Source organism: Catellatospora bangladeshensis (assembly GCF_016862575.1).
Taxonomy (GTDB): domain Bacteria; phylum Actinomycetota; class Actinomycetes; order Mycobacteriales; family Micromonosporaceae; genus Catellatospora; species Catellatospora bangladeshensis.
Genome location: NZ_BONF01000024.1, coordinates 79,728 through 98,724, shown reverse-complemented (window position 1 = coordinate 98,724; position 18,997 = coordinate 79,728). Strand labels below are relative to the sequence as shown.

Sequence of the window (18,997 nt, the reverse complement as noted above, 5' to 3'; positions counted from 1 at the left end):
GACGGTAGTGGTCGAGGACCTCAACGTGGCCGGGATGCTGGCCAACCGGCGCCTGGCCCGGAAGATCGCCGACGCCGGGTTCGGGCAGATACGCCGTCAGATCGAATACAAGGGCGAGTGGGCCGGCGGGGTCACCGTGAAGGCCGGCCGCTGGTACCCGTCGTCGAAGACCTGCTCGGAGTGCGGTGCGGTGAGAGCCAAGCTGCCGCTGCATGTTCGGGTGTTCACCTGCGAACAGTGTCCGCTGGTGATGGACCGTGACGCGAACGCGGCACGTAACCTCGCCGCCCTGGCGGCGGCAGTCTTGGCTGGTACCGGAGTGGCCGGAGACCAGGACGCGAAAGCGTCGAACCCTCGTGGAGCCGACCGTCAGACCCGCGCCACCACCCGACCGCGCAAGCGGCCGGGTGGGCGGGCAGGTGGCGCAATCCCGCACCAGCGGACAGAAACGAGAGATCCTCGCCGACCCGAAGCGGTCACGCTTCGGTGATGGCAGGAACCTTCCCGCCCGAAAGGCCGGGATTGCTGACATCCGACTATGGAATCAGCAACGGATGTGTATCCGGTGCGGCCACCGCGTCCAGCGTGTACCGATTCGCTGCGGTGGCAGGCGCCGCCGCTGCCGGATCGACCATGATCGCTCCCGCCGTGCTGCCGGGCAGGGCGGGAGCGATCATGCGGTGGTGCGGCGGCCGGTGCCGGGCTCAGTCGCCGGTGCCGAGCGCGGCGATCGGGCTGATCCGGGAAGCCCGGCGGGCGGGCAGCACCCCGGCGAGGGCGGTGAGCGCGACCAGCGCCGCGAACAGGCCGAGCAGCGACAGCACCGGCAGCTCCACCGGCGCGCCGACGCCCAGCGCCCGCACCGCCAGCCAGGCGTACGGCACTCCGAGCAGCAGCCCGAGCGTCGCGCCGAGCACGCCGTACAGCCCGGATTCGGTGGTCAGCATGAGCCGCAGCCGGGCGCGGGACAGGCCGATCGCCCGCAGCACCCCGGATTCGGCGGCCCGTTCGACCACCGACAGCGCGGTGGTGGTGCCGACGCCGACGACCGCGATGAGCACGGTCAGGCCGACGACGCCGAGCGCGATGCCGAGCAGCGAGTCGAGCACGTCCTGGTACTGGTCGCGCTCGTCGGCGAGCACGCTGAGCCGCAACCCGCCGGTGCTCTCGGCGATGCCACGCAGGGCCCGCTGTCCTGCGGTGCGCCCGTCCTCGCCGGACGCGGCGGCGTCGGCCAGGATCCCGGAGTAGCCCGCCGGTGCGCCGAGCCGGTCCAGGTCGGCCGGGTCGGCGAGCAGCGCCGAGTTCAGCGGCACCCAGCCCGGCAGCACCGCGGCGATGCGGACCTCGACCGTGTGCCCCTGCCGGGACAGGGTGAGCCGGTCACCGGCGGTCTTGCCGAGCACCTCGGCGAAGTATCCGGACAGCACCACCCGCCCCGCGCCGGTGTCGGCGAGCGTGCCCGCCTCGACGTCGAGCACGCCGAGCACCGGCAGCGCCGTCAGGTCCAGGTCGTTGGCGTCGTACGCGTTCTCGGGGTCGCCGTCGATCCGCAGTTCGCCGAGCCGCCGGTAGGGCGTCACGTGTGCCAGTTCGGACCGGTCCCGCACCTGCGTCACGACCGCTGCCGGGATCGGCTCGTCGCCGGACGTCACCTCGAAGTCGGCCGGGGCGGACAGCGCCATCTCCCGGTCGGCGAGGGCCTGCACCGACGCGCTGCCGACCAGGACCCCGGCGATGAGGGTCACGCCCAGCGCGACGACGGTCGACACCGCCGCGGCCCGGCGCGGTGCGCCCCCGATGCCGCCGACGGCCAGCCGCCCGACCGGGCCGAGGCGGTGCAGCGGCCACCCGGCCACCGCCAGCAGCGGCCGGACCAGCAGCGGGCCGAGCAGCATCAGGGCCACGAAGGCGAGCATGCCGGAGGCGACCAGCCCCAGCAGCATCGGCAGCGGCGCGTAGTCCTCGGTGTCCTGACCGGGCAGCCGGGATCCGATGAGCAGCGCGGACACGACCGCGCCGACGGCCAGGAGCAGGCCGCAGACCAGCCGGAACACCCCGATGCCACGCTGGGCCGGGGAGGTCTGCGCGGCGCGCAGCGCGGCCAGCGGGGCCACCCGGGCGGCGGACAGCGCCGGGGCCAGCACCGCCGCGACGGTGACGGCCACCGCGCCGAACACCACCGCGAGCGCCGCGCCCACCGGCAGTCCCGGCCCGGACAGCGCAACCCCGAACCAGCCGAGCACCGCCGGCAGGCCGTGCCCGAACGCCAGCGCGGCCAGCACCCCGACCACGCCCGCGACCAGGCCGGTGAGCGCCCCTTCGGCGGCCAGCGCGAGGCTGATCCCGCCGCGTCCCGCACCCACCGCGCGCAGCAGGGCGAGCTGCCGGGTGCGCTGGGCGAACACGATCCGGAAGGTGGACGCGGCGACGAGCCCGGCCGCGATCACCGCGATCGCCACGAACATGGCGACCAGCGCGAACAGGTTGGCGATCTGCTCGACGGCACGGGCCGCCTCCTCGGCCCGCACCTCGGCGCCGGGGCGGATGCCCGGCACGGCCGTGTCCTGCGGCCGGGTCGCGGCGCCGAGCACGGTCTGGATGCGCTGCCGGGTCTCGTCGGCGGACGCGCCGTCGGACAGGCGCACCTCGATCCGGCCGCCCGCTCCGTCCGGGGTCAGCGCGGCGACGGCGGCCTCCGAGGCGTACGCCTGCGCGCCGGAGTCGCGGGACGTCTCGACGATCCCGGTCACGGTCAGCGCGACCGGCGGCGTCTCGGAGCCGGTCCGCACGTTCGCCACCGAGCCGAGGGGCAGGCCCACCCGCTCGGCGGTGCGGGCGGTCACCGCGATCTCGTTCGCCGTCTGCGGGAAGCGCCCGGCGACGGTCCGGACCAGGGCCAGCGGCCCGCTGCCCGGGTCGGCCGTCACCTGGAGGAAGGCCCCGTGGGCGGCCGAGCCGACCAGCACCGAGGTCTCGAACCGGCCCACCGCCTCGGCCACGCCGGGCACGGCCCGGATGGCGGCCAGGTCCTGCGCGGTCGGCATGGCGTCGCCGCCGACCACGAACGCCGCCTGCTCCGGCGTGCCGCTGAGGCCGTCGAGCACGGTCCGCTCGGTGATCTGCTGGGCCAGCACCGTGGCGAACACCACGAACGAGGCGACCAGCACGGCCAGGCCGGTCAGCAGCAGCCGTGCCGGGCGCCGGGCCACCGCCGCGAGCTGCGTACGCAGCACCGTCCGGCTCATCGGGCGGCCGCCTGCCCGCTCAGCGCGTGCGTGATCGCGTCGTACCCGGGCCGGTCCAGCTCGCCCGAGACCCGGCCGTCGGCCAGCAGCAGCACCCGGTCGGCGTACGCGGCGGCGGTGGCGTCGTGGGTGACCATGACCACGGTCTGGCCGAGGTCGCGCACCGCGTCGCGCAGCAGCGCCAGCACCTGCGCGCCGGACGCGGAGTCGAGGTTGCCGGTGGGCTCGTCGGCGAAGACGACCTCCGGCCGGGACACCAGGGCCCGCGCCAGGGCCACCCGCTGCTGCTGGCCGCCGGACAGCTCGCTCGGGCGGTGGGCCAGCCGGTCGGCCAGGCCGAGCGCGGTGACGAGGTAGTCCAGCAGCTCCGGGTCGGGCCGCCGCCCGGCCAGGTCCAGCGGCAGGGTGATGTTCTGCGCCGCGGTCAGCTGCGGCAGCAGGTTGAACGCCTGGAACACGAAGCCGATCCGCTCGCGCCGGACCTTGGTCAGCACCCGGTCGGCGAGCCTGGTCAGGTCCGTCCCGCCGAGCAGCGCCTGCCCGGAGGTGGCCGTGTCCAGCCCGGCCAGGCAGTGCATCAGCGTCGACTTGCCCGACCCGGACGGGCCCATGATCGCCGTGAACTCGGCGCGGGTGAAGCCGACCGTCACCCCGTCCAGGGCACGGACCGCGGTGGCGCCGGTGCCGTACACCTTGACCAGGTCGACCGCCGCCGTCGCGTAGAGCGGGCCGGCGGGTTGCTGCGTACTCACATGTCCTCCAGGGATGGCTCCTGATTCCGCAGCAGAGCCTTTCGCGGCGGGGAGGGGCGGCGCATCGGCCGACCGCAAGGTTCGCCGCCGGGCGGCTATGACTTTCGGCCGATCCGGGCACCGCTGAGCGCTCGCTACGCTGGGTGACGATGACATCCCCGCTACGCCCCTGGTGGCAGGTCCTCGGCCGGCTGGCCCTGCTCGTCGCGCTGGCCGTGCTCGGCGTCTTCGACGTGCGCTACGGCCTGCTGCGCTCGATGCCCCCGGTCGCGCTGATGCGGCTGTTCCTGCCGGTGGCGGTGGCCGCGGTCTGGCTGCTGCCGTACCGGCAGAACTCGCCCGTGCTGCCGCGGCTGGCGCTGCCGGTCGCGGCGGTGTCGCTGGCCCTGAGCGGCCTGATGCTGCTGGCCGGCGCCGCCGAGTACGGGTCGCCCGACAGCTGGGGCCTGGCCGAGACCGCCGCCCTGCTCGGACTGCTCTACGTGACCGCCCGCCGCGCCTCGCCTGCCATGGCGCCGTGGGCGGTGCTCGTCATCGGCGCCGCCGTGGTGCTGCTCCCGCTGCGCAACGGCACCGCCAACGTCTTCGTGGTCTTCGGGCTGCTGCTGGCCATCGCGGCGGCCGTGGCGGTGACCGCCGGCACGTACGTGCGCATGCTCGACAGCGGGCGGCGACGGGCGCTGGAGGAGGTCCGTGCCGCCCAGCGCGCCGAGTTCGCCCGGGACCTGCACGACTTCATCGCGCACCACGTGACCGGCATCATCGTGCAGGCCCAGGGCGCCCGCTACATCGGCGAGCAGGACCCGCAGCGGGCGCTGGCCGCGCTGGAGCAGATCGAGCACGCCGGGGCGGAGACGATGGCGTCGATGCGGCGCATGGTCACCGTGCTGCGCGCGCCGGAGGCCCCGCTCGCCCCGCTGGCCACCGCGACGGATCTGGCGCCGCTGCTGGACGGGTTCAACCGGGCGAGCCCGGCGACGGCCCGCCTGCACGTGGACGGCAGGCTGGACGCCCTGCCGGTCGAGGTGTCGACCAGCGCCTACCGGGTGGTGATGGAGGCGCTGACCAACGTGCGCCGGCACGCGGTCCAGGCCGGGGTGGTGGACGTGTGGGTACGCCGTACGCCCGGCTGGCTGTTCGTGCGCGTCGCCGACGACGGTGAGCCGCCCCGCCCGGCGCACGGCCGGGAGCCCGCCGGATACGGGCTGGTCGGACTGCACGAGCGGGTCCGCGCCGTGGGCGGCTGGATCACCGCCGGTCCCGGCATCGAGCGGGGCTGGGTGCTGGACGCGGCGATGCCGCTGACCTGGCGGGAGCCGGCATGATCAAGGTGATGATCGCCGACGACCAGGCGATGGTCCGCACCGGCTTCAGCATGATCATCGGCGCGCAGCCCGACATGGAGGTCGTCGGCGAGGCCGCCGACGGCGTCGAGGCCGTCGACCTGGCCCGCCGGGTGCGGCCCGACGTCGCGCTGATGGACATCCGCATGCCGCGCCTGGACGGCCTGGAGGCGCTGCGCCTGCTCGCCGGTCCCGCCACCCCCGACCCGCCCAAGGTCGTCGTGGTCACCACGTTCGACCTGGACGAGTACGTGCACGCCGCGCTGCGCAACGGCGCCTGCGGCTTCCTGCTCAAGGACTCCGGGCCCGCGCTGCTGGTCGAGGCGGTCCGCGCCGCCGCGTCCGGCGACTCGCTGATCAGCCCCTCGATCACGGTGCGGCTGCTGGCCCACCTGACCCCGTCGCTGCCCGGCCGGGGCGGCGACGACCAGGGCCTGTCCCCGCGCGAGCTGGAGGTCGTCAAGCTGACCGCCCGCGGCCTGACCAACGCCGAGATCGCCGCGCAGCTGTTCATCTCGCTGGGCACCGTCAAGACCCACCTCGGCAGCGTGCAGACCAAGCTCGGGGCTCGCAACCGGGTCGAGATCGCCGCCTGGGCGTGGGAACGCCGCCTGGTCGGCTAGGCGGGGTGCGGCACCGGCCCGGGCAGAGCCGTGCGCAGCTCCCGGCGGGAGGCGATGCCCAGCTTCGCGAACACCCGGCCCAGGTGCCATTCCACGGTACGGGGACTGATGAACAGGTGCGCGGCGATCTCGGCGTTGGTGCGCCCGTCCCGCGCCAGCCGGGCGATCTGCGCCTCCTGCCCGGTGAGGTCGGTGACGGCGTCGGGCGTGCGCTTGCGGGCCGTCTCACCCGTGGCCAGCAGTTCCCGGCGGGCACGTGCGGCGAACCCGTCGGCGCCGATCCCGCTGAGCAGGTCGTACGCGGCCCGCAACTGCTCGCGGCTCTGCCCGCGCCGGTCGCGGCGGCGCAGCCATTCGCCGTAGAGCAGGCGGGCGCGCGCGAGGTGGACCGTGATCCGGCACCTGCCGAGCTGCCTGATCGCCTCACGGTATGCCGTATCGGCCGCGGGCCCGTCGCTCAGCAGCGCCCGTGAGCGGGCTTCCACGCCCAGGGCCCAGGCGGTCCCGGCGGCGCGGGTGCGCTCGGCGAGCCGCTCGTACGCGGCCTCGCCGAGTGCTGGCTGTCCGGCGCGCACGGCCGCCTCGATCAGCTCGGTCAGCACCCAGCCGAGGAAGCCCAGATCCTCGTACTCGGCGGCGCGTGCCGCGGCGGTCAGTGCGGTGTCGTAGCGGGCCAGCCCGTTGTGCAGGACGGCGATGGCATAGTCGGCGACGGCGAGCGCACGTCCCTCACCCCGCGCGGCGGCTTCGGCGCGAGCCGCCGCGGTGAGCCGGTGCGCCTGGGCCTCCTGACCCCGCCATGCGCTGAGCACCAGGGCGGGGTACACCATCGGTGCGCTGCCGACCGCGGCCGAGATCGCGTCCGCTTCGTCGGCGAGCGCCGCCGCCAGCTCGAAATCGCCCGCGTGGATGCGGTAACAGGCCTGGTAACTGAGCGCGAGGGGCAGCACGGTGAGGGCGCCCGCGCTGCGGGCGAGGTCGGTGGCGGAAGTGGCCAGTTCGTGCCAGGCGTCGTCGTCCCACAGCTCGGGCGCCAGCGGTTCGGGTGTCACCGGGCAGGCCAGCCACAGCCAGCGCCGGTCCGTGCCCGGCGCGGCGACGCGCTGCTCGCTGCGTACGGCGAGCAGCGCGTGCCGCAGGGCGGCGGACCCGGTGGGGTAGCCGTCGGCGACGAGGCTGGTGAGGCCGTCGAGCAGCGCGTCAACCGAGCGCGGCGGGGTGGGGGCGGGCGGTGCGGTCCGGGCGGCCTGCGCGATTTCGGGTTGACCGGGTCCGGTGTTGAGGCGCCCCGCGAACAGGGCCGCTCCGAACGCCTCCAGCAGGGTGTCCCGGGTCGAGGCGGCATCCAGGGGCGCCAGCCTGTGCGCGGCGTCCAGCAGCAGCCGGGGTGCGTCGCCGCCGCGCTCCTCGGCGAAGCAGAGCCGAGCACGCAGCCGCTGCAGCCGGGCGCGCCGCAGGTGGTCCAGCGGTCCCGCGGCTGCCGCCGCCAGCATCTCGTGCGCCTGGTCCACGGCCCCGGCGTCGAGAGCGGCTTGGGCCGCGTCCAGCGCTCTGGCCGCCCGGTGCGGCGGCTCGGGCGTCAGTTGCGCGGCGCGGCGCAGGAACGCGGCCGCGGCCGCCCCGCCGCCCCTGTCCTGTGCCCGCCGGGCGCATTCCTCCAGGGTGGCCGCGAGGGTGCCGTCGGGGCGGGCGGCGGCCTGCGCACGGTGCCAGGCCCGGCGGTCGGGGTCGGTGTCCTGATCGGTGGCTTCGGCCAGTGCCCGGTGCGCCGCCCGGCGCTCGGGCGCGGGCGTGTTGCGGTAGACGGCCGACCGGGCAAGCGGGTGGTGGAACCGCACCGCCGTGCCGAACTCCACGAGCCCGGCCGCTTCGGCGGCCGCACCGGCGTCGGCGGGGATGCCCTGCCGGTCAGCGGCCCGCCACAGCAGGTTCGGGTCGCCGGTGGGCTCGGCGGCCGCGGTGACCAGCAGCCGTCGGCTGTCCGCGGGCAGCTGCCGGAACCGCTGGTAGAACGCGGCTTCGACCTCCTCCGTCACGGGCCGGCGGCCGGCTGGCCGCAAACCGCCCGCCAGGTCGGCCGGGGTGACCGTGTACGGCAGCAGGAGCAGCGCCATCGGGTTGCCGTGGGCCTCGGCGACGACGCGGTCGCGCACCCGCGGGTCGAGCGGCACGTGCACGGCCGACGCCAGCAGGTCGCGCGCGTCGCCGTCGGTCAGGCCCTCGACGGTCAGGCCCGGCAGTTCGGTCAGCTCGCGGTCGCCGTCGGGAGACCGTATGGCGAGCAGCATCGCGATCGGCTCGGCCAGCAACCGCCGGGCGGCGAAGGCGATCACCCGCAGGGATTCGGGATCGAGCCAGTGCGCGTCGTCGACCAGGCACAGCAGGGGCCGTCGCTCGGCAGCGGCCGCCAGCAGGCTCAGCATCGCCAGCCCGGCCAGGAAGGGGTTCGGCGCGTCGCCCGCCCGCAGCCCGAGCGCGATCGACAGCGCCTCGCGCTGCGGTCCCGGCAGCCTCGGCAGTTCGCCGAGCAGCGGGGTGCACAGCTGGTGGAGGCCGGCGTAGGGCAGCGCCATCTCCGACTCGACGCCGGTGACGCTGATCGAGGCGAAGCCGGCCGCCTGCGCGCTCAGGTAGCTGAGGAGAGTGGTCTTGCCGATGCCTGCCTCGCCTCGGAGGACGACCACGGCGCTGGTGCCCGCACGGGCGTCGGCGAGCGCCTGGCGCAGCGCCGTCAGTTCCCGGTGCCGTCCGCGCAGTCCGCCCCTGGGGTCGGCGAGCGACGCGCCCATGCTCGAATCCTCCCAGGCCAGGGTGGTGATCGGTGACGTGACGAGTGATCGGGCCTGTTCACGTGGTTTGGGCTGGGTGTGCGGAACACGGACATGCCGCTGGTACACGGGGAAAATGCCTGTTTGCGCTGATTCGGGGGTGCCGGGGCCCCCGGGGGTGGACCCGGGCCCGGCACGGGGGCGAAGCGCCCCGGGCTAAGCGATCGTGGACGGGCCGGCGCGGTCGCCGGCGACCGGGCAGCCCGCGAAGTCGGCCGATCCCGGGCCGGTTCGGTTCTACCATGACTCGAAGAGGGTTGATTCATGCTGCATTAGCACCAGTCGGAGCAGGCGCGCCGGGCGCGCGGCTCACGAGCGGTAACCACCGCGGTCATCGCGAACCGCGGTCCGGAGGGCGCAGGCCCTTCCCGAATCTCCCACCACAGCAAGGAAACAACGATGTCTGTCACATCCGACGCCGCTGCGATCAGGCCGTTCAAGGTCGAGACCTCCGAGGCCGACCTCAAGGACATGCACGCGCGGATCATGCACACCCGCTGGCCCGAGAAGGAGACCGTCGCCGACGACACCCAGGGCCCGACGCTCGCCACCATGCAGGCGCTCGCCCAGTACTGGGCGCACGACTACGACTGGTACCGGTGCGAGGCGAGGATGAACCAGTACCCGGGCTATCTCACCGAGATCGACGGGCTGGACTTCCACTTCCTGCACATCAAGTCGAAGCACGAGAACGCCAGGCCGATCGTCATCTGCCACGGCTGGCCCGGCTCGATCATCGAGCAGCTGAAGCTCATCGAGCCGCTCACCGACCCGACCGCGCACGGCGGCACCGCCGAGGACGCGTTCCACGTGGTCATCCCGTCGATGCCCGGCTACGGCTACTCGGGCAAGCCGACCGAGAAGGGCTGGGGCCCGGACCGGATCGCCCGCGCCTACGGCGAGCTGATGAACCGCCTGGGCTACGACCGCTACCTCGCGCAGGGCGGCGACTGGGGCGCGATCGTCGTCGACCTGATGGGCGCTCAGGAGGTCCCGGGCCTGGTCGGCATCCACACCAACATGGCCGGTGTGGTCCCGGCCGAGATCGACAACCTGTTCCAGCGCAATGTCATCGGCGCCGCCGACGCGCTGCACAACCTGCCCGCCGGGCTGTCCGACGAGGAGCGGGCCACCTGCGAGCAGCTCGACTTCACCTGGAAGCACGTGGCGTACGCGCTGCAGATGGGCTCGCGGCCGCAGACCCTGACCGGCCTGGCGGACTCGCCGATCTTCCTGGCGTCGTGGCTGCTCGACCACGATCCGCGCAGCATGGCGCTGATCTCGCGCTCGTTCGCCGGGGTGCCGGAGGGTCTCACCCGCGACGACGTGCTCGACAACGTCACCCACTTCTGGCTGACCAACACGGGCGTCTCGGCGGGGCGGCTCTACGCGGAGAACGCGTACTCGTTCTTCGGCGTAAAGGGCGTCAAGCTGCCCGTCGCGGTCAGCGTCTTCCCCGACGAGCTCTACCAGGCGCCGAAGAGCTGGGCGGAGAAGGCCTACCCGAACCTCGTCCACTACAACAAGCTGCCCAAGGGCGGGCACTTCGCCGCCTGGGAGCAGCCCGGATACCTGGTGGACGAGATCCGCACCGGTCTGCGCTCGGTCCGGTAGCAGGCCATGTACGAACGTGTGCACCTGCCCGCGTTCGGCGGGGCGACCGAGTGGCTCAACCGTGAGCCGCTCGGTCCCCCCGAGTTCCGGGCCCGCGCGGTGCTCGTCGACTTCGGCACGCTGACATGCATCAACTGGCTGCGTACCCAGCCCTGGACCAGGGCCTGGGCGGCGGCGTACCGCGACGACGGGCTGGTCGTGCTCGGCGTGCACACGCCGGAGTTCTCGTTCGAGCACGACGTCGGCCTCGTCCGCCGGGCGATGCGCGAGCGAGGCGTCGACTACCCCGTGGCCGTCGACAACGACTACAAGATCTGGACCGCCTTCGACAACCACTACTGGCCCGCGCTGTACTTCCTCGACGGCGACGGTGTAGCGCGCGATCAGCATTTCGGCGAGGGACGGTACGAGGAGTCCGAGCGGGTCCTGCAGTGGCTGCTCGGTGTCGAGCGCGACCTGGTCCAGGTCGAGGGCGTCGGCGTGGAGGCGGCGGCCGACTGGGACCACCTGCGCACCCCCGAGACCTACCTCGGGTACGCGCGCGGCGAGCGCTTCTCCGCCGACGGCGAGCACCACGCGTACACGCTTCCGCGGGAGCTGCGCCTCAACCACTGGGCGCTGTCCGGCGCATGGGCGGTGGAACGCGAACGGGCCGCGCTTGAGCAGGGCCGCGGGAGCATCGCGTGCCGGTTCGAGGCCCGGGACGCGCACCTGGTGATGAACCGCGCCGCGCCCGCACCGGTCCCGTTCCGGGTGCTGGTGGACGGAAGCCCGCCCGGCGCCTCGCACGGCGTGCACGTCGACGCCGACGGCGGCGGGCTGCTCGACGACGGCCGGATGTACCAGCTGATCCGCGAGCGGGACCGGGTCCGGGAGCGGACCCTGGAGATCATCTTCGAGGAGCCAGGCGCGGAGGCGTACGCGTTCACGTTCGGCTGACCGGCGAGGTGGCACCATGACAGCGACAGCCGAGCGGGCGGCGCTGCGGCCGTTCCGGATCGAGATCCCCGACGCCGCGCTGGCGGACCTGCGTGCGCGGATCCTGCATACGCGCTGGCCGGAACGGGAGACGGTCGACGACGAGTCGCAGGGACCCCGCCTGGCCACGGTCCAGGAGCTGGCCCGGTACTGGGCCGAGGAGTACGACTGGCGCCGCTGCGAGGCGCGGCTCAACACGTACCCCGGCTACCTGACCGAGATCGACGGGCTCGACATCCACTTCCTGCACGTCCGCTCGCAGCACGAGGACGCCCTGCCGATCGTGCTCTGCCACGGCTGGCCCGGCTCGGTCGTCGCGCTGCTCAAGGTCATCGAGCCGCTGACCGAGCCGGCCGCGCACGGCGGCCGTGCCGAGGACGCCTTCCACGTGGTCGTCCCGTCGATGCCCGGTTACGGCTTCTCCGGCAAACCGGCCGCCCCGGGCTGGGGACCGGATCATGTCGGCCGTGCCTGGGCCGAGCTGATGCAGCGCCTGGGCTACGACAGGTACGTCGCGCAGGGCGGCGACTGGGGCGCGATCGTGGTCGACCTGATGGCGGCGCAGGAGGTGCCGGGGCTGGCCGGCATCCATACCAACATGGCCTGTGTGGTGCCCGCCGAGATCGACCGGCTCTTCCAGCAGAACGTCGTCGGCGCGGCCGACGCGCTGCGCCACCTGCCCGCCGGACTGTCCGAAGAGGAGCGGGCCGCCTGCGCGCAGCTCGACTTCACCTGGAAGCACGTCACGTACGCGCTCCAGCAGGGCTCGCGCCCGCAGACGCTGACGGGGCTGGCGGACTCGCCGGTGTTCCTGGCGGCGTGGCTGATCGACCTCGAAGCCAAGGGCCTGGCGCTGATCTCCCGCGCCTTCGCCGGTGGCGAGGAGCCGCTGACCCGCGACGACGTGCTCGACAACGTGACGCTGTTCTGGCTGACGAACACGGGGGTGTCGGCCGCCCGCATGTACGCGGAGAACAGCTTCTCGTTCTTCGGCGTCAAGGGCGTGCGGCTGCCGGTCGCGGTCAGCGTCTTCCCGGACGAGCTGTACCTGGCCCCCCGAAGCTGGGCGGAGCAGGGCTATCCGAACCTGGTCCACTACCACCGGCTGCCCGCGGGGGGCCACTTCCCGGCCTGGGAGCAGCCCGCGTCCTACGTGGATGAGGTCCGCACGGGCCTGCGCTCCCTGCGCTGAGCCGGCTCGCGGCGTCTGTCGACCCCGTCACATCTGGCCCGCGGGGCTGCCGTCTAGCACGCCGTGACGCGCCGTCCCCGGGGACCACCACGGTCCCGGGGACGGCGTCAGCTCAGGGGGTGGTGCAGACGGCGGTGGTGGGTACGGTCGTGGAGCCGCTCGGCCGCGACGCCTGGAAGCCCCACGTGGTGCTCGATCCGGCCGCGATGGTCGCGTTCTGGCCGGTGATGCCGCGCGCGGTGACGGTCTGGCCGCTCACGCTCACCGATGCGTTCCACGAGCCGGTGAGGACATGCCCGGCGGGCAGTGTGAACGTGACCGTCCAGCCGCTGATGGCGGCGGTGCCGGTGTTGGTCACCGTGTTCGGCTGCATGACGTAGCCGCCGCCCCATCCGGTCTGGAGGGTCAGCGCGGCCGTGCAGCCACCGCCCCCGGACGTGGTCGTGACGGTGACCGCGGGGGAGAACGACGAGGTGTTCCCGACCGCGTCGCGCGCCCGCACCTGGTAGCGGTAGGTGGTGCCGGCGGCGAGCCCGGTGTCGGTGAAGGTCGCGGCGGTCGAGGTGCCCACCTGGGTGAAGGTGCCACCGGTGGCGCCGGGGGCGCGGTGGATCTCGTACCCGGCGATGCCGATGTTGTCGGTGGACGAGGCCCAGGTCAGCGTGGTGCCGGTCGCGCTCGTCGCCGAGGCGGTGGGCGTGCCCGGCGTGGTCGGCGGCTGGGTGTCCGGCGGCGGGCACGGCGGCGGCAGCGCGCTGACCGGCTCGCTGAGGGCCGACGTGTTGCCCGCGGCGTCACGCGCGCGGACCTGGTACTGCGCCAGCCCGCTGAGCGTGTGGGTGAACGTCGTCGTCGTGGTGGTGCCGACGGCGGTGGCCGGGGAGCCGCTGGCTGAGCGGAACACGTCGTAGCCTGTGACGGCCACGTTGTCGGTGGACGCGGTCCAGTTCAGGGTGACGACCATGCTGCAGTTCACGTTCACCCGCAGTCCGGCCGGGACGCTCGGCGGGGTGGTGTCCGCGGGCGTCGTGCCGCCGAGCAGCGGCGTCAGCGCCGGATACCACCGGTCGGACATCTTCTGGAACCCGGAGTCGTCCGGGTGTACGCCGTCGGAGGTGTCGACGGCGGTGTCGAAGCCGGAGAACTGGTCCACCACCGTGACCGGCGACTGCGCGGTGGACTTGCCCGCGGCCCACGCGGGGATCGCGGCGTTGAGCGCCGATACGCCGGTCGGGCACCAGGAGCAGCCGCTCGGCGTCATCGGGATGATCTGCGCGACCAGCACCTTGATGTTCGGGTTGTCGGCACGCATCTGGTCGACGAGCTTGCCGAACGCGGTGAGGATCGTCGCGGTGGGCTGGTTGTTCCAGACGTCGTTGGTGCCCAGGTGCATGAGCACGACGTCGGGGTGGGTGGCGGCGAGCCAGCCGGGCAGCTGGTTCTGGTTGGCGATGCCGGTCGCCTGGTAGCCGCCGTGCCCCTCGTTGTCGCCGTCCCAGCCGGTCATGCCGCAGCCGCCGCCGGGCAGCGTCCCGACGAAGTCGACGTTGGTGAAGCCGCTGCGCTGCAGGCGGTCCCAGAGCACGGCCCGCCAGCAGCCGGGGCCGCCGGTGATGGAGTCGCCGAGCGGCATGACGCGCACCGGCGCGGCGGCGTGGGCGGCCGGCGCGCCGGTGATCGCGACGGTCAGGGCGAGCGCGAGCGCGCACAACGCCGCCAGCGCGGTCCGGCGCCGGGCGCCGGTGGTGGGTCCGTGGAGTGCGGTTCCGGGCGGGTGGTGTCGAGACATGGGCGTGCCTCCGTGGTAGGGGTTCCAGATGCTTCGATGGAAGCGCTCCCACCATGCGTTGGCGCGGTGCCGAAGTCAAGCCGTGCGGATCGCCCGGCTCGGTTGCTGGGATGTCAGCTCGCGAGCTGGCTGGCGAGCAGGCCGGTGCCCATGACGATGACGAACCAGCCGAAGGCCCGGCGCAGCAGGTCGGGCGGCAGCTGTCCGGCCAGGCGGCTGCCCGCCAGGCTGCCGATGACGGCGACCGCGGTGACCGCGGCCGTCAGCCGCCAGTCGATGGAGACACTGTGCAGGAAACCGGCCAGGCCCGCGGCGGACTTCATGCTGATCACCAGCAGGGACGTCCCGACGGCGGCGGGCATGGCCAGCCCGCCGAGCACCACCAGCGCGGGCACCACCAGGAAGCCGCCGCCCGCCCCGACGAGGCCGGTGGCCACACCGACGGCGACACCCTCCGCAAGGATCTTCAGGACGGGCAGGGGGCGCCCGGACTCCCCGTGCGGCCGGGTGCTCCGGGGCCGGGTACGCAGCATCGCGATCGCGGTGACCAGCATCATCACGGCGAACGCGGTGAGCAGGACACCGCCGGGCAGGTACTGGGCGACGCGGCCCCCGCCGTAGGCGCCGGCCATCCCGGCCGCGCCGAACAGCAGGCCGGTGCGCCACCGCACCCGCCCGGCCCGCGCGTGCGGGATGAGCGCGACCGCGCTGGTCACGCCGACGACCACGAGCGACATCGCGATGGCGGGCTTGGGCGCGACACCGGCGAGGTAGACCAGGACCGGCACGGTCAGGATCGACCCGCCGCCGCCGAGCAGGCCCAGCATGAGGCCGATCAGGACGGACGCCGCCAGCGCCAGGCAGATGGCGGCGCTCACCGGGCGGACCCGTGCTCACGAAGCTTCGCCGCCGCGGCCGGGACGCCGCCGGTGACCCGCGGCCGGTTGTACGGCAGCTTCGCCAGCAGCATGCCCATGGCGCAGGTGTCGGTGAGCGCGGCGAAGGTCAGCCCCGCGCCGATGAATCCGGCCAGGTAGCGGGCGGGCGGCAGCCACACGCTCACGACGATCGCGGCCAGGGTGATACCCCCGGCGACCAGCCGCACCTGGCGCTCCAGGCTCCAGCGCTGCCGCCCGCGCACGACCGGGGCGCCGGCCGCCAGCCACGCGTTGAGCCCGCCGGACAGGACCCTGGACCCCGCCGCGCCCGCGGCGCCGAGCCGGGCCTGGCACTGCCCGGCGCGGTTGCCGGACTGGCAGACCAGGATCAGGTCACCGCCCGAGGCTGCCAGGAGCTGCGGCAGGTACGCGTCGAGCTGATCCAGGGGAACGTTGACGGAGCCGGGGAGGTGGGCGGTCTCGAACTCGGCGGGCGTGCGCACGTCGAGCAGGAGCACCTCGGACCCGGCGGCGAGCAGGGCGCGCGTGGACACGACGTCGATGGACTGGGACATGGGGTGGTGACTCCTCGGGGATCGGTGGAAGGGGACGGGTCAGGCGGACAGGGTGGCGGCGAGTTCGGGCACGCCCACGCCGTCGAGGACGACCGGCTGGTATCCCGCGCGCAGCAGCACGGTCGCGGCGATCGCGGCGCGTCGGCCGGATCCGCAGGCCACCAGCACGGGGTGGGACTGGTCGAGTTCGGCCGGGATGCCCTCGGCCAGCAGGTCGGGCAGGAAGCGGTGCACCGCGCCCGCGACGGCGGCCGCGGCGTGTTCGGCGGGCATCCGCACGTCGAGCAGCTGGGCGTCCGCGGCGGCGGCCCGCTCGGCGAACGCGTCCAGGCCGAGCAGCTCGAACCGGGCGGTGGCGTGCGCGCCGAGGTCGTGGACCCGGCCCGCGACGCCGTCGACGCCGATCCGGGCGAGCTGGGTGACGGCCTCGGCGACGTCCTGGTCGCGGTCGGCGACCAGCACGACCGGCTCGGCATGCGGCAGCAGCCAGCCCGCCCAGGACCCGAAGTCGTCGCGCAGCTCGATGCCCAGCGCGCCGGGCAGGTGACCGGCCGCCAGCGCCGGCCGGGGCCGGATGTCGACGACGTGCGCGGCGGCGGGCAGCCCGTCGACGGTCAGCTCGGGCACGTCCACCGGCGGCATGGGCGGCGCGCCGAACGTGTTGGCCGGGCCCATGTGCCGGTAGAACGCGGGGATCGGCAGCGGCTGGGCCAGCAGCCGGTCCGCGAACGCCTCGGCGTCGCCGACGGCCAGGAACGGGTTGCCGTCCAGTTCGGCGCCGATCGAGGAGGTGTAGCGCCCGGCGCCGGACGCGGTGCAGAACGAGCCCTCGCCGTGGGTGGGCAGCAGCTCGACGTCACGCGGCAGGCCCGCCAGGCGGTGCAGCGAGCCGTGCTGCAGCTTCGCCAGGCTGCGGGCGCGTTCCGGGCCGAGCAGGTCGGGACGCCCGGCGGAGGCGACCAGCAGGCTGCCGCCCGAGAACACGGCCACCGGCTCGCCGTCGACGAGCACGAGATAGCTGGTGTGCTCCGGGGTGTGGCCCGGGGTGTGGATCGGCCGCAGCGTCAGCCCGTGGCCGCCCTGGATGTCCTCCAGGTGGAAGGCCGGGGTGTGCGGGTATGCGGGCCCGGCGGCCGCGGGCAGCACGAGTTCCGCTCCGGCGCGCTGTGCGGCCTGCCGCGCTCCGGAGACGTAGTCGTTGTGCAGGTGGGTCTCCAGTACGAAACGCAGCTGCACGTCGCGCTCGGCCGCCGCGGTCAGGAACCGGTCGATGTCGCGCTGAGGGTCGACGAGCACGCCCTGCCCGTCGTGGGTGAGCAGGTACGTCTGGTCGCCCAGGCCGGGCGTGCGGAACGAGACGATCTCCATAGCGGTCCTTCCTTCGCAATCTATACCCCAGGGGGTATATAAAAGTCAGAAAACGGCCATCTTTATACCCCCGGGGGTATACGGGAGGCCGAATAATGCCGCCACCGGGCGAGGTGGCGGCGGGGTGGTCAGGCCAGGGCCAGGAACAGCTTCTCCAGCTCCTCCTCGGTCAGCGGAGGCTGCTCGCCGCGCTCGCGGGCCGCCTGGCAGTGCCGCATCCCGGTGGCGACGATCTTGAACCCGGCCCGGTCGAGCGCCCGGGAGACGGCGGCGAGCTGGGTGAGCACCTTCACGCACTCCTCGCCGTCCTCGATCATCGAGATGACGCTCGCGAGCTGGCCCTGGGCGCGCTTGAGCCGGTTCAGGGCGTCTCCGGCCAGTGCTTCGTTCAGCTGCATGACGCCAAGGTACCCCCGGGGGTATCCCGGCGCCAGGTCCGGTGGCATATGCCACCTCGGAGCCGCCGCCACGCAGTCACGGCGGCGGCTCCGAGGAGGTTCAGCGGCCGGTGGCGATCACTGCCGGGTAGCCGGCAGCGGTGATCGCGGCGGCGATGACCGCCGGGTCCAGGCCGTCGTCGGCGGTCACGACGGTGCGGCCCTGCCGCACGGACGTCTCCGCCCGCTGGACGCCGGTGACCTCGTCCTCCAGGGTCTCGTCGATGAGGATGCCGCAGCTGGCGCAGTGCATGCCGGTCACGGTGAAGGTGTAGGTGGTCACGGCGTGGCCTCCGTGATCGTCAGGCGTCCGGTGTACATGCCCATGCTGCACGAGTACGCGAGCGTGCCCGGCTTGAGCACGCCGAGGTCGATGCGCGTGTCGCCGCTGATCGGCAGGATCTTCTCGATGCCCAGGTCCGGGATGACGAACGCGCGCACGCAGCCGCGCGCCTTCGCCGACCGCACGATCAGCGTCGTGGGCAGACCGGCGGCGACCTGCAGGTGGGCCGGTTCGTAGGCGCCGGTGACCGCGCTGACGAGCACCGTCTGGCGGCCGTCGGCGACGGTCACCCGGTCCCCGGTGACGGCGTCCGGCTCGTCGCCGGTCAGGCCGAGCGCGTACGCCAGCTGGCTGGCCGCCACGGGGGAGCCGGACAGCTCCAGGCCGCCGTTGAGGGTGTACGCGCCCAGGGCGAGGACCACCACGCCGGTGGCGACGGCCAGGCGCCGTGCCCAGGCGCCCGCGGCGCGGCGGGCGCGGGCGGCGGCATAGCCGAGCAGCGTGAACAGCGGCGCGGTGCCGAGCACGAACACCGCCATGATCGCGGCGCCCTGCCACGGCGAGCCGGCCGCGACCGCCAGCGCCATCACCGACAGCGTCACCCCGCAGGGGATGAGCACGCTGGCCACGCCGAGCACCGCCGGGGCGAGCGCGGACTGCGACCGGGCCCGGCCTCGCACCAGGCGCGTCCACGACGCCGGGGGAGTGAAGGTGAGGCCGCGGAACGCCTTGACGCCCAGCTGGGCCAGGCCCATCGCGATGATGAGCAGCCCGGCGCCGACCTGGACCATGGCCCGGACGTGCATGCCGAGCTGGACGGCGGTGCCCAGGAGGCCGAGCAGGACGCCGAGCAGGGTGTGCGACAGCAGCTTGCCGGTGAGGAACCCGCCGACGGGGGCGAGGTCGTCACCGAGCCCGGCGGCGGGCGGTCCGGGACGTGCGCCGGGACCGGCGGGGACGGGCGGGCGCTGGCGGGAGACCAGGCCGGCCAGCAGGCCGCCTTGCACGGCGGCGCAGGACACACCACCGGCCAGCAGGCCGAGCAGCAGTACGGAGACAAGATTGACCGACACGAGAGCAGGAACCCTT

16 protein-coding genes are annotated in these 18,997 nt (G+C 74.0%); 6 read left to right on the top strand and 10 right to left on the bottom strand.

Going from position 1 to position 18,997, the window contains the following annotated elements; genetic code table 11:
- The coding region (locus Cba03nite_RS20545) for an RNA-guided endonuclease InsQ/TnpB family protein (protein WP_203748574.1) at positions 1-490 on the top strand (490 nt) is incomplete at its 5' end.
- Positions 491-704: 214 nt separating this feature from the next.
- Here Cba03nite_RS20545 and Cba03nite_RS20540 read toward each other — a convergent pair.
- Both Cba03nite_RS20540 and Cba03nite_RS20535 read right to left on the bottom strand, forming a co-directional pair.
- Positions 705-3,248, bottom strand: coding sequence for an FtsX-like permease family protein (locus Cba03nite_RS20540; protein WP_203748572.1), 2,544 nt, complete (start codon positions 3,246-3,248; stop codon positions 705-707).
- Positions 3,245-4,000 (bottom strand): ABC transporter ATP-binding protein, encoded by a 756-nt coding sequence (locus Cba03nite_RS20535; protein ID WP_203748570.1) that lies wholly within the window; start codon positions 3,998-4,000, stop codon positions 3,245-3,247. Before Cba03nite_RS20535 ends, Cba03nite_RS20540 begins: the two co-directional genes overlap by 4 nt.
- A 149-nt stretch (positions 4,001-4,149) precedes the next feature.
- Between Cba03nite_RS20535 and Cba03nite_RS20530 the strand changes: the two genes are divergently transcribed.
- Together Cba03nite_RS20530 and Cba03nite_RS20525 are read left to right on the top strand one after the other, a co-directional pair.
- Positions 4,150-5,325 (top strand): sensor histidine kinase, encoded by a 1,176-nt coding sequence (locus Cba03nite_RS20530; RefSeq protein ID WP_203748568.1) that lies wholly within the window; start codon positions 4,150-4,152, stop codon positions 5,323-5,325.
- The gene (locus Cba03nite_RS20525; protein WP_203748566.1) at positions 5,322-5,966 is read left to right on the top strand and encodes a response regulator; all 645 of its coding nucleotides are present in this window, start codon (positions 5,322-5,324) and stop codon (positions 5,964-5,966) included. The genes Cba03nite_RS20530 and Cba03nite_RS20525 overlap by 4 nt, the downstream gene beginning before the upstream one ends.
- On the opposite strand, the gene Cba03nite_RS20520 is transcribed toward Cba03nite_RS20525, so the two are convergent.
- On the bottom strand, positions 5,963-8,755 hold the full coding sequence (locus tag Cba03nite_RS20520; protein WP_203748564.1) for an AAA family ATPase: 2,793 nt from the start codon (positions 8,753-8,755) through the stop codon (positions 5,963-5,965). The two genes, Cba03nite_RS20525 and Cba03nite_RS20520, sit on opposite strands and share 4 nt — an antisense overlap.
- A 438-nt stretch (positions 8,756-9,193) precedes the next feature.
- On the opposite strand from Cba03nite_RS20520, the gene Cba03nite_RS20515 reads away from it, so the two are divergent.
- Genes Cba03nite_RS20515 through Cba03nite_RS20505 form a run of 3 tightly spaced genes read left to right on the top strand, consistent with a single transcriptional unit; the run spans position 9,194 to position 12,578 of the window.
- Positions 9,194-10,408 (top strand): epoxide hydrolase family protein, encoded by a 1,215-nt coding sequence (locus tag Cba03nite_RS20515; RefSeq protein WP_203748562.1) that lies wholly within the window; start codon positions 9,194-9,196, stop codon positions 10,406-10,408.
- A gap of 6 nt (positions 10,409-10,414) precedes the next feature.
- The gene (locus Cba03nite_RS20510) at positions 10,415-11,347 is read left to right on the top strand and encodes a thioredoxin family protein (RefSeq protein WP_203748560.1); all 933 of its coding nucleotides are present in this window, start codon (positions 10,415-10,417) and stop codon (positions 11,345-11,347) included.
- Between the two features lie 16 nt (positions 11,348-11,363).
- Positions 11,364-12,578 (top strand): epoxide hydrolase family protein, encoded by a 1,215-nt coding sequence (locus Cba03nite_RS20505; protein WP_203748558.1) that lies wholly within the window; start codon positions 11,364-11,366, stop codon positions 12,576-12,578.
- 112 nt (positions 12,579-12,690) lie between these two features.
- On the opposite strand, the gene Cba03nite_RS40370 is transcribed toward Cba03nite_RS20505, so the two are convergent.
- From Cba03nite_RS40370 to Cba03nite_RS20470, 7 genes are all read right to left on the bottom strand, one after another.
- Complete coding sequence (locus tag Cba03nite_RS40370; RefSeq protein WP_203748556.1) at positions 12,691-14,367, bottom strand: GDSL-type esterase/lipase family protein; 1,677 nt, start codon at positions 14,365-14,367, stop codon at positions 12,691-12,693.
- Between the two features lie 113 nt (positions 14,368-14,480).
- A complete protein-coding gene (locus Cba03nite_RS20495) occupies positions 14,481-15,194 on the bottom strand; it encodes a sulfite exporter TauE/SafE family protein (RefSeq protein ID WP_239125908.1) in 714 nt (237 codons plus the stop codon).
- 47 nt (positions 15,195-15,241) lie between these two features.
- Positions 15,242-15,820 carry a rhodanese-like domain-containing protein gene (locus Cba03nite_RS20490; RefSeq protein WP_203748552.1) on the bottom strand — a complete coding sequence of 193 codons (579 nt, stop codon included), beginning with the start codon at positions 15,818-15,820 and terminating at the stop codon, positions 15,242-15,244.
- 39 nt (positions 15,821-15,859) lie between these two features.
- Entirely contained in the window at positions 15,860-17,188 is a 1,329-nt protein-coding gene (locus Cba03nite_RS20485; RefSeq protein ID WP_203748549.1) for a rhodanese-like domain-containing protein, read from the bottom strand.
- Positions 17,189-17,316: 128 nt separating this feature from the next.
- Positions 17,317-17,586, bottom strand: a complete 270-nt coding sequence (locus Cba03nite_RS20480) for a metal-sensitive transcriptional regulator (protein ID WP_203748546.1) — start codon at positions 17,584-17,586, stop codon at positions 17,317-17,319.
- Positions 17,587-17,686: 100 nt separating this feature from the next.
- Positions 17,687-17,908: a cation transporter gene (locus Cba03nite_RS20475; protein ID WP_203748543.1), complete on the bottom strand. Its 222-nt coding sequence runs from the start codon at positions 17,906-17,908 to the stop codon at positions 17,687-17,689.
- Positions 17,905-18,981 (bottom strand): sulfite exporter TauE/SafE family protein, encoded by a 1,077-nt coding sequence (locus Cba03nite_RS20470; RefSeq protein ID WP_203748540.1) that lies wholly within the window; start codon positions 18,979-18,981, stop codon positions 17,905-17,907. The genes Cba03nite_RS20475 and Cba03nite_RS20470 overlap by 4 nt, the downstream gene beginning before the upstream one ends.
- Positions 18,982-18,997 lie beyond the last annotated feature (16 nt).

Excerpts from the sequence above, each read along its gene's own strand:
- Cba03nite_RS20510 (WP_203748560.1), top strand. The coding sequence starts at position 10,415 with ATGTACGAACGTGTGCACCTGCCCGCGTTCGGCGGGGCGACCGAGTGG.
- Cba03nite_RS20520 (WP_203748564.1), bottom strand. The coding sequence starts at position 8,755 with ATGGGCGCGTCGCTCGCCGACCCCAGGGGCGGACTGCGCGGACGGCAC.
- Cba03nite_RS20505 (WP_203748558.1), top strand. The coding sequence starts at position 11,364 with ATGACAGCGACAGCCGAGCGGGCGGCGCTGCGGCCGTTCCGGATCGAG.
- Cba03nite_RS20485 (WP_203748549.1), bottom strand. The coding sequence starts at position 17,188 with ATGGAGATCGTCTCGTTCCGCACGCCCGGCCTGGGCGACCAGACGTAC.
- Cba03nite_RS20490 (WP_203748552.1), bottom strand. The coding sequence starts at position 15,820 with ATGTCCCAGTCCATCGACGTCGTGTCCACGCGCGCCCTGCTCGCCGCC.
- Cba03nite_RS20530 (WP_203748568.1), top strand. The coding sequence starts at position 4,150 with ATGACATCCCCGCTACGCCCCTGGTGGCAGGTCCTCGGCCGGCTGGCC.
- Cba03nite_RS20480 (WP_203748546.1), bottom strand. The coding sequence starts at position 17,586 with ATGCAGCTGAACGAAGCACTGGCCGGAGACGCCCTGAACCGGCTCAAG.
- Cba03nite_RS40370 (WP_203748556.1), bottom strand. The coding sequence starts at position 14,367 with ATGTCTCGACACCACCCGCCCGGAACCGCACTCCACGGACCCACCACC.
- Cba03nite_RS20495 (WP_239125908.1), bottom strand. The coding sequence starts at position 15,194 with ATGCTGGGCCTGCTCGGCGGCGGCGGGTCGATCCTGACCGTGCCGGTC.
- Cba03nite_RS20525 (WP_203748566.1), top strand. The coding sequence starts at position 5,322 with ATGATCAAGGTGATGATCGCCGACGACCAGGCGATGGTCCGCACCGGC.
- Cba03nite_RS20540 (WP_203748572.1), bottom strand. The coding sequence starts at position 3,248 with ATGAGCCGGACGGTGCTGCGTACGCAGCTCGCGGCGGTGGCCCGGCGC.
- Cba03nite_RS20515 (WP_203748562.1), top strand. The coding sequence starts at position 9,194 with ATGTCTGTCACATCCGACGCCGCTGCGATCAGGCCGTTCAAGGTCGAG.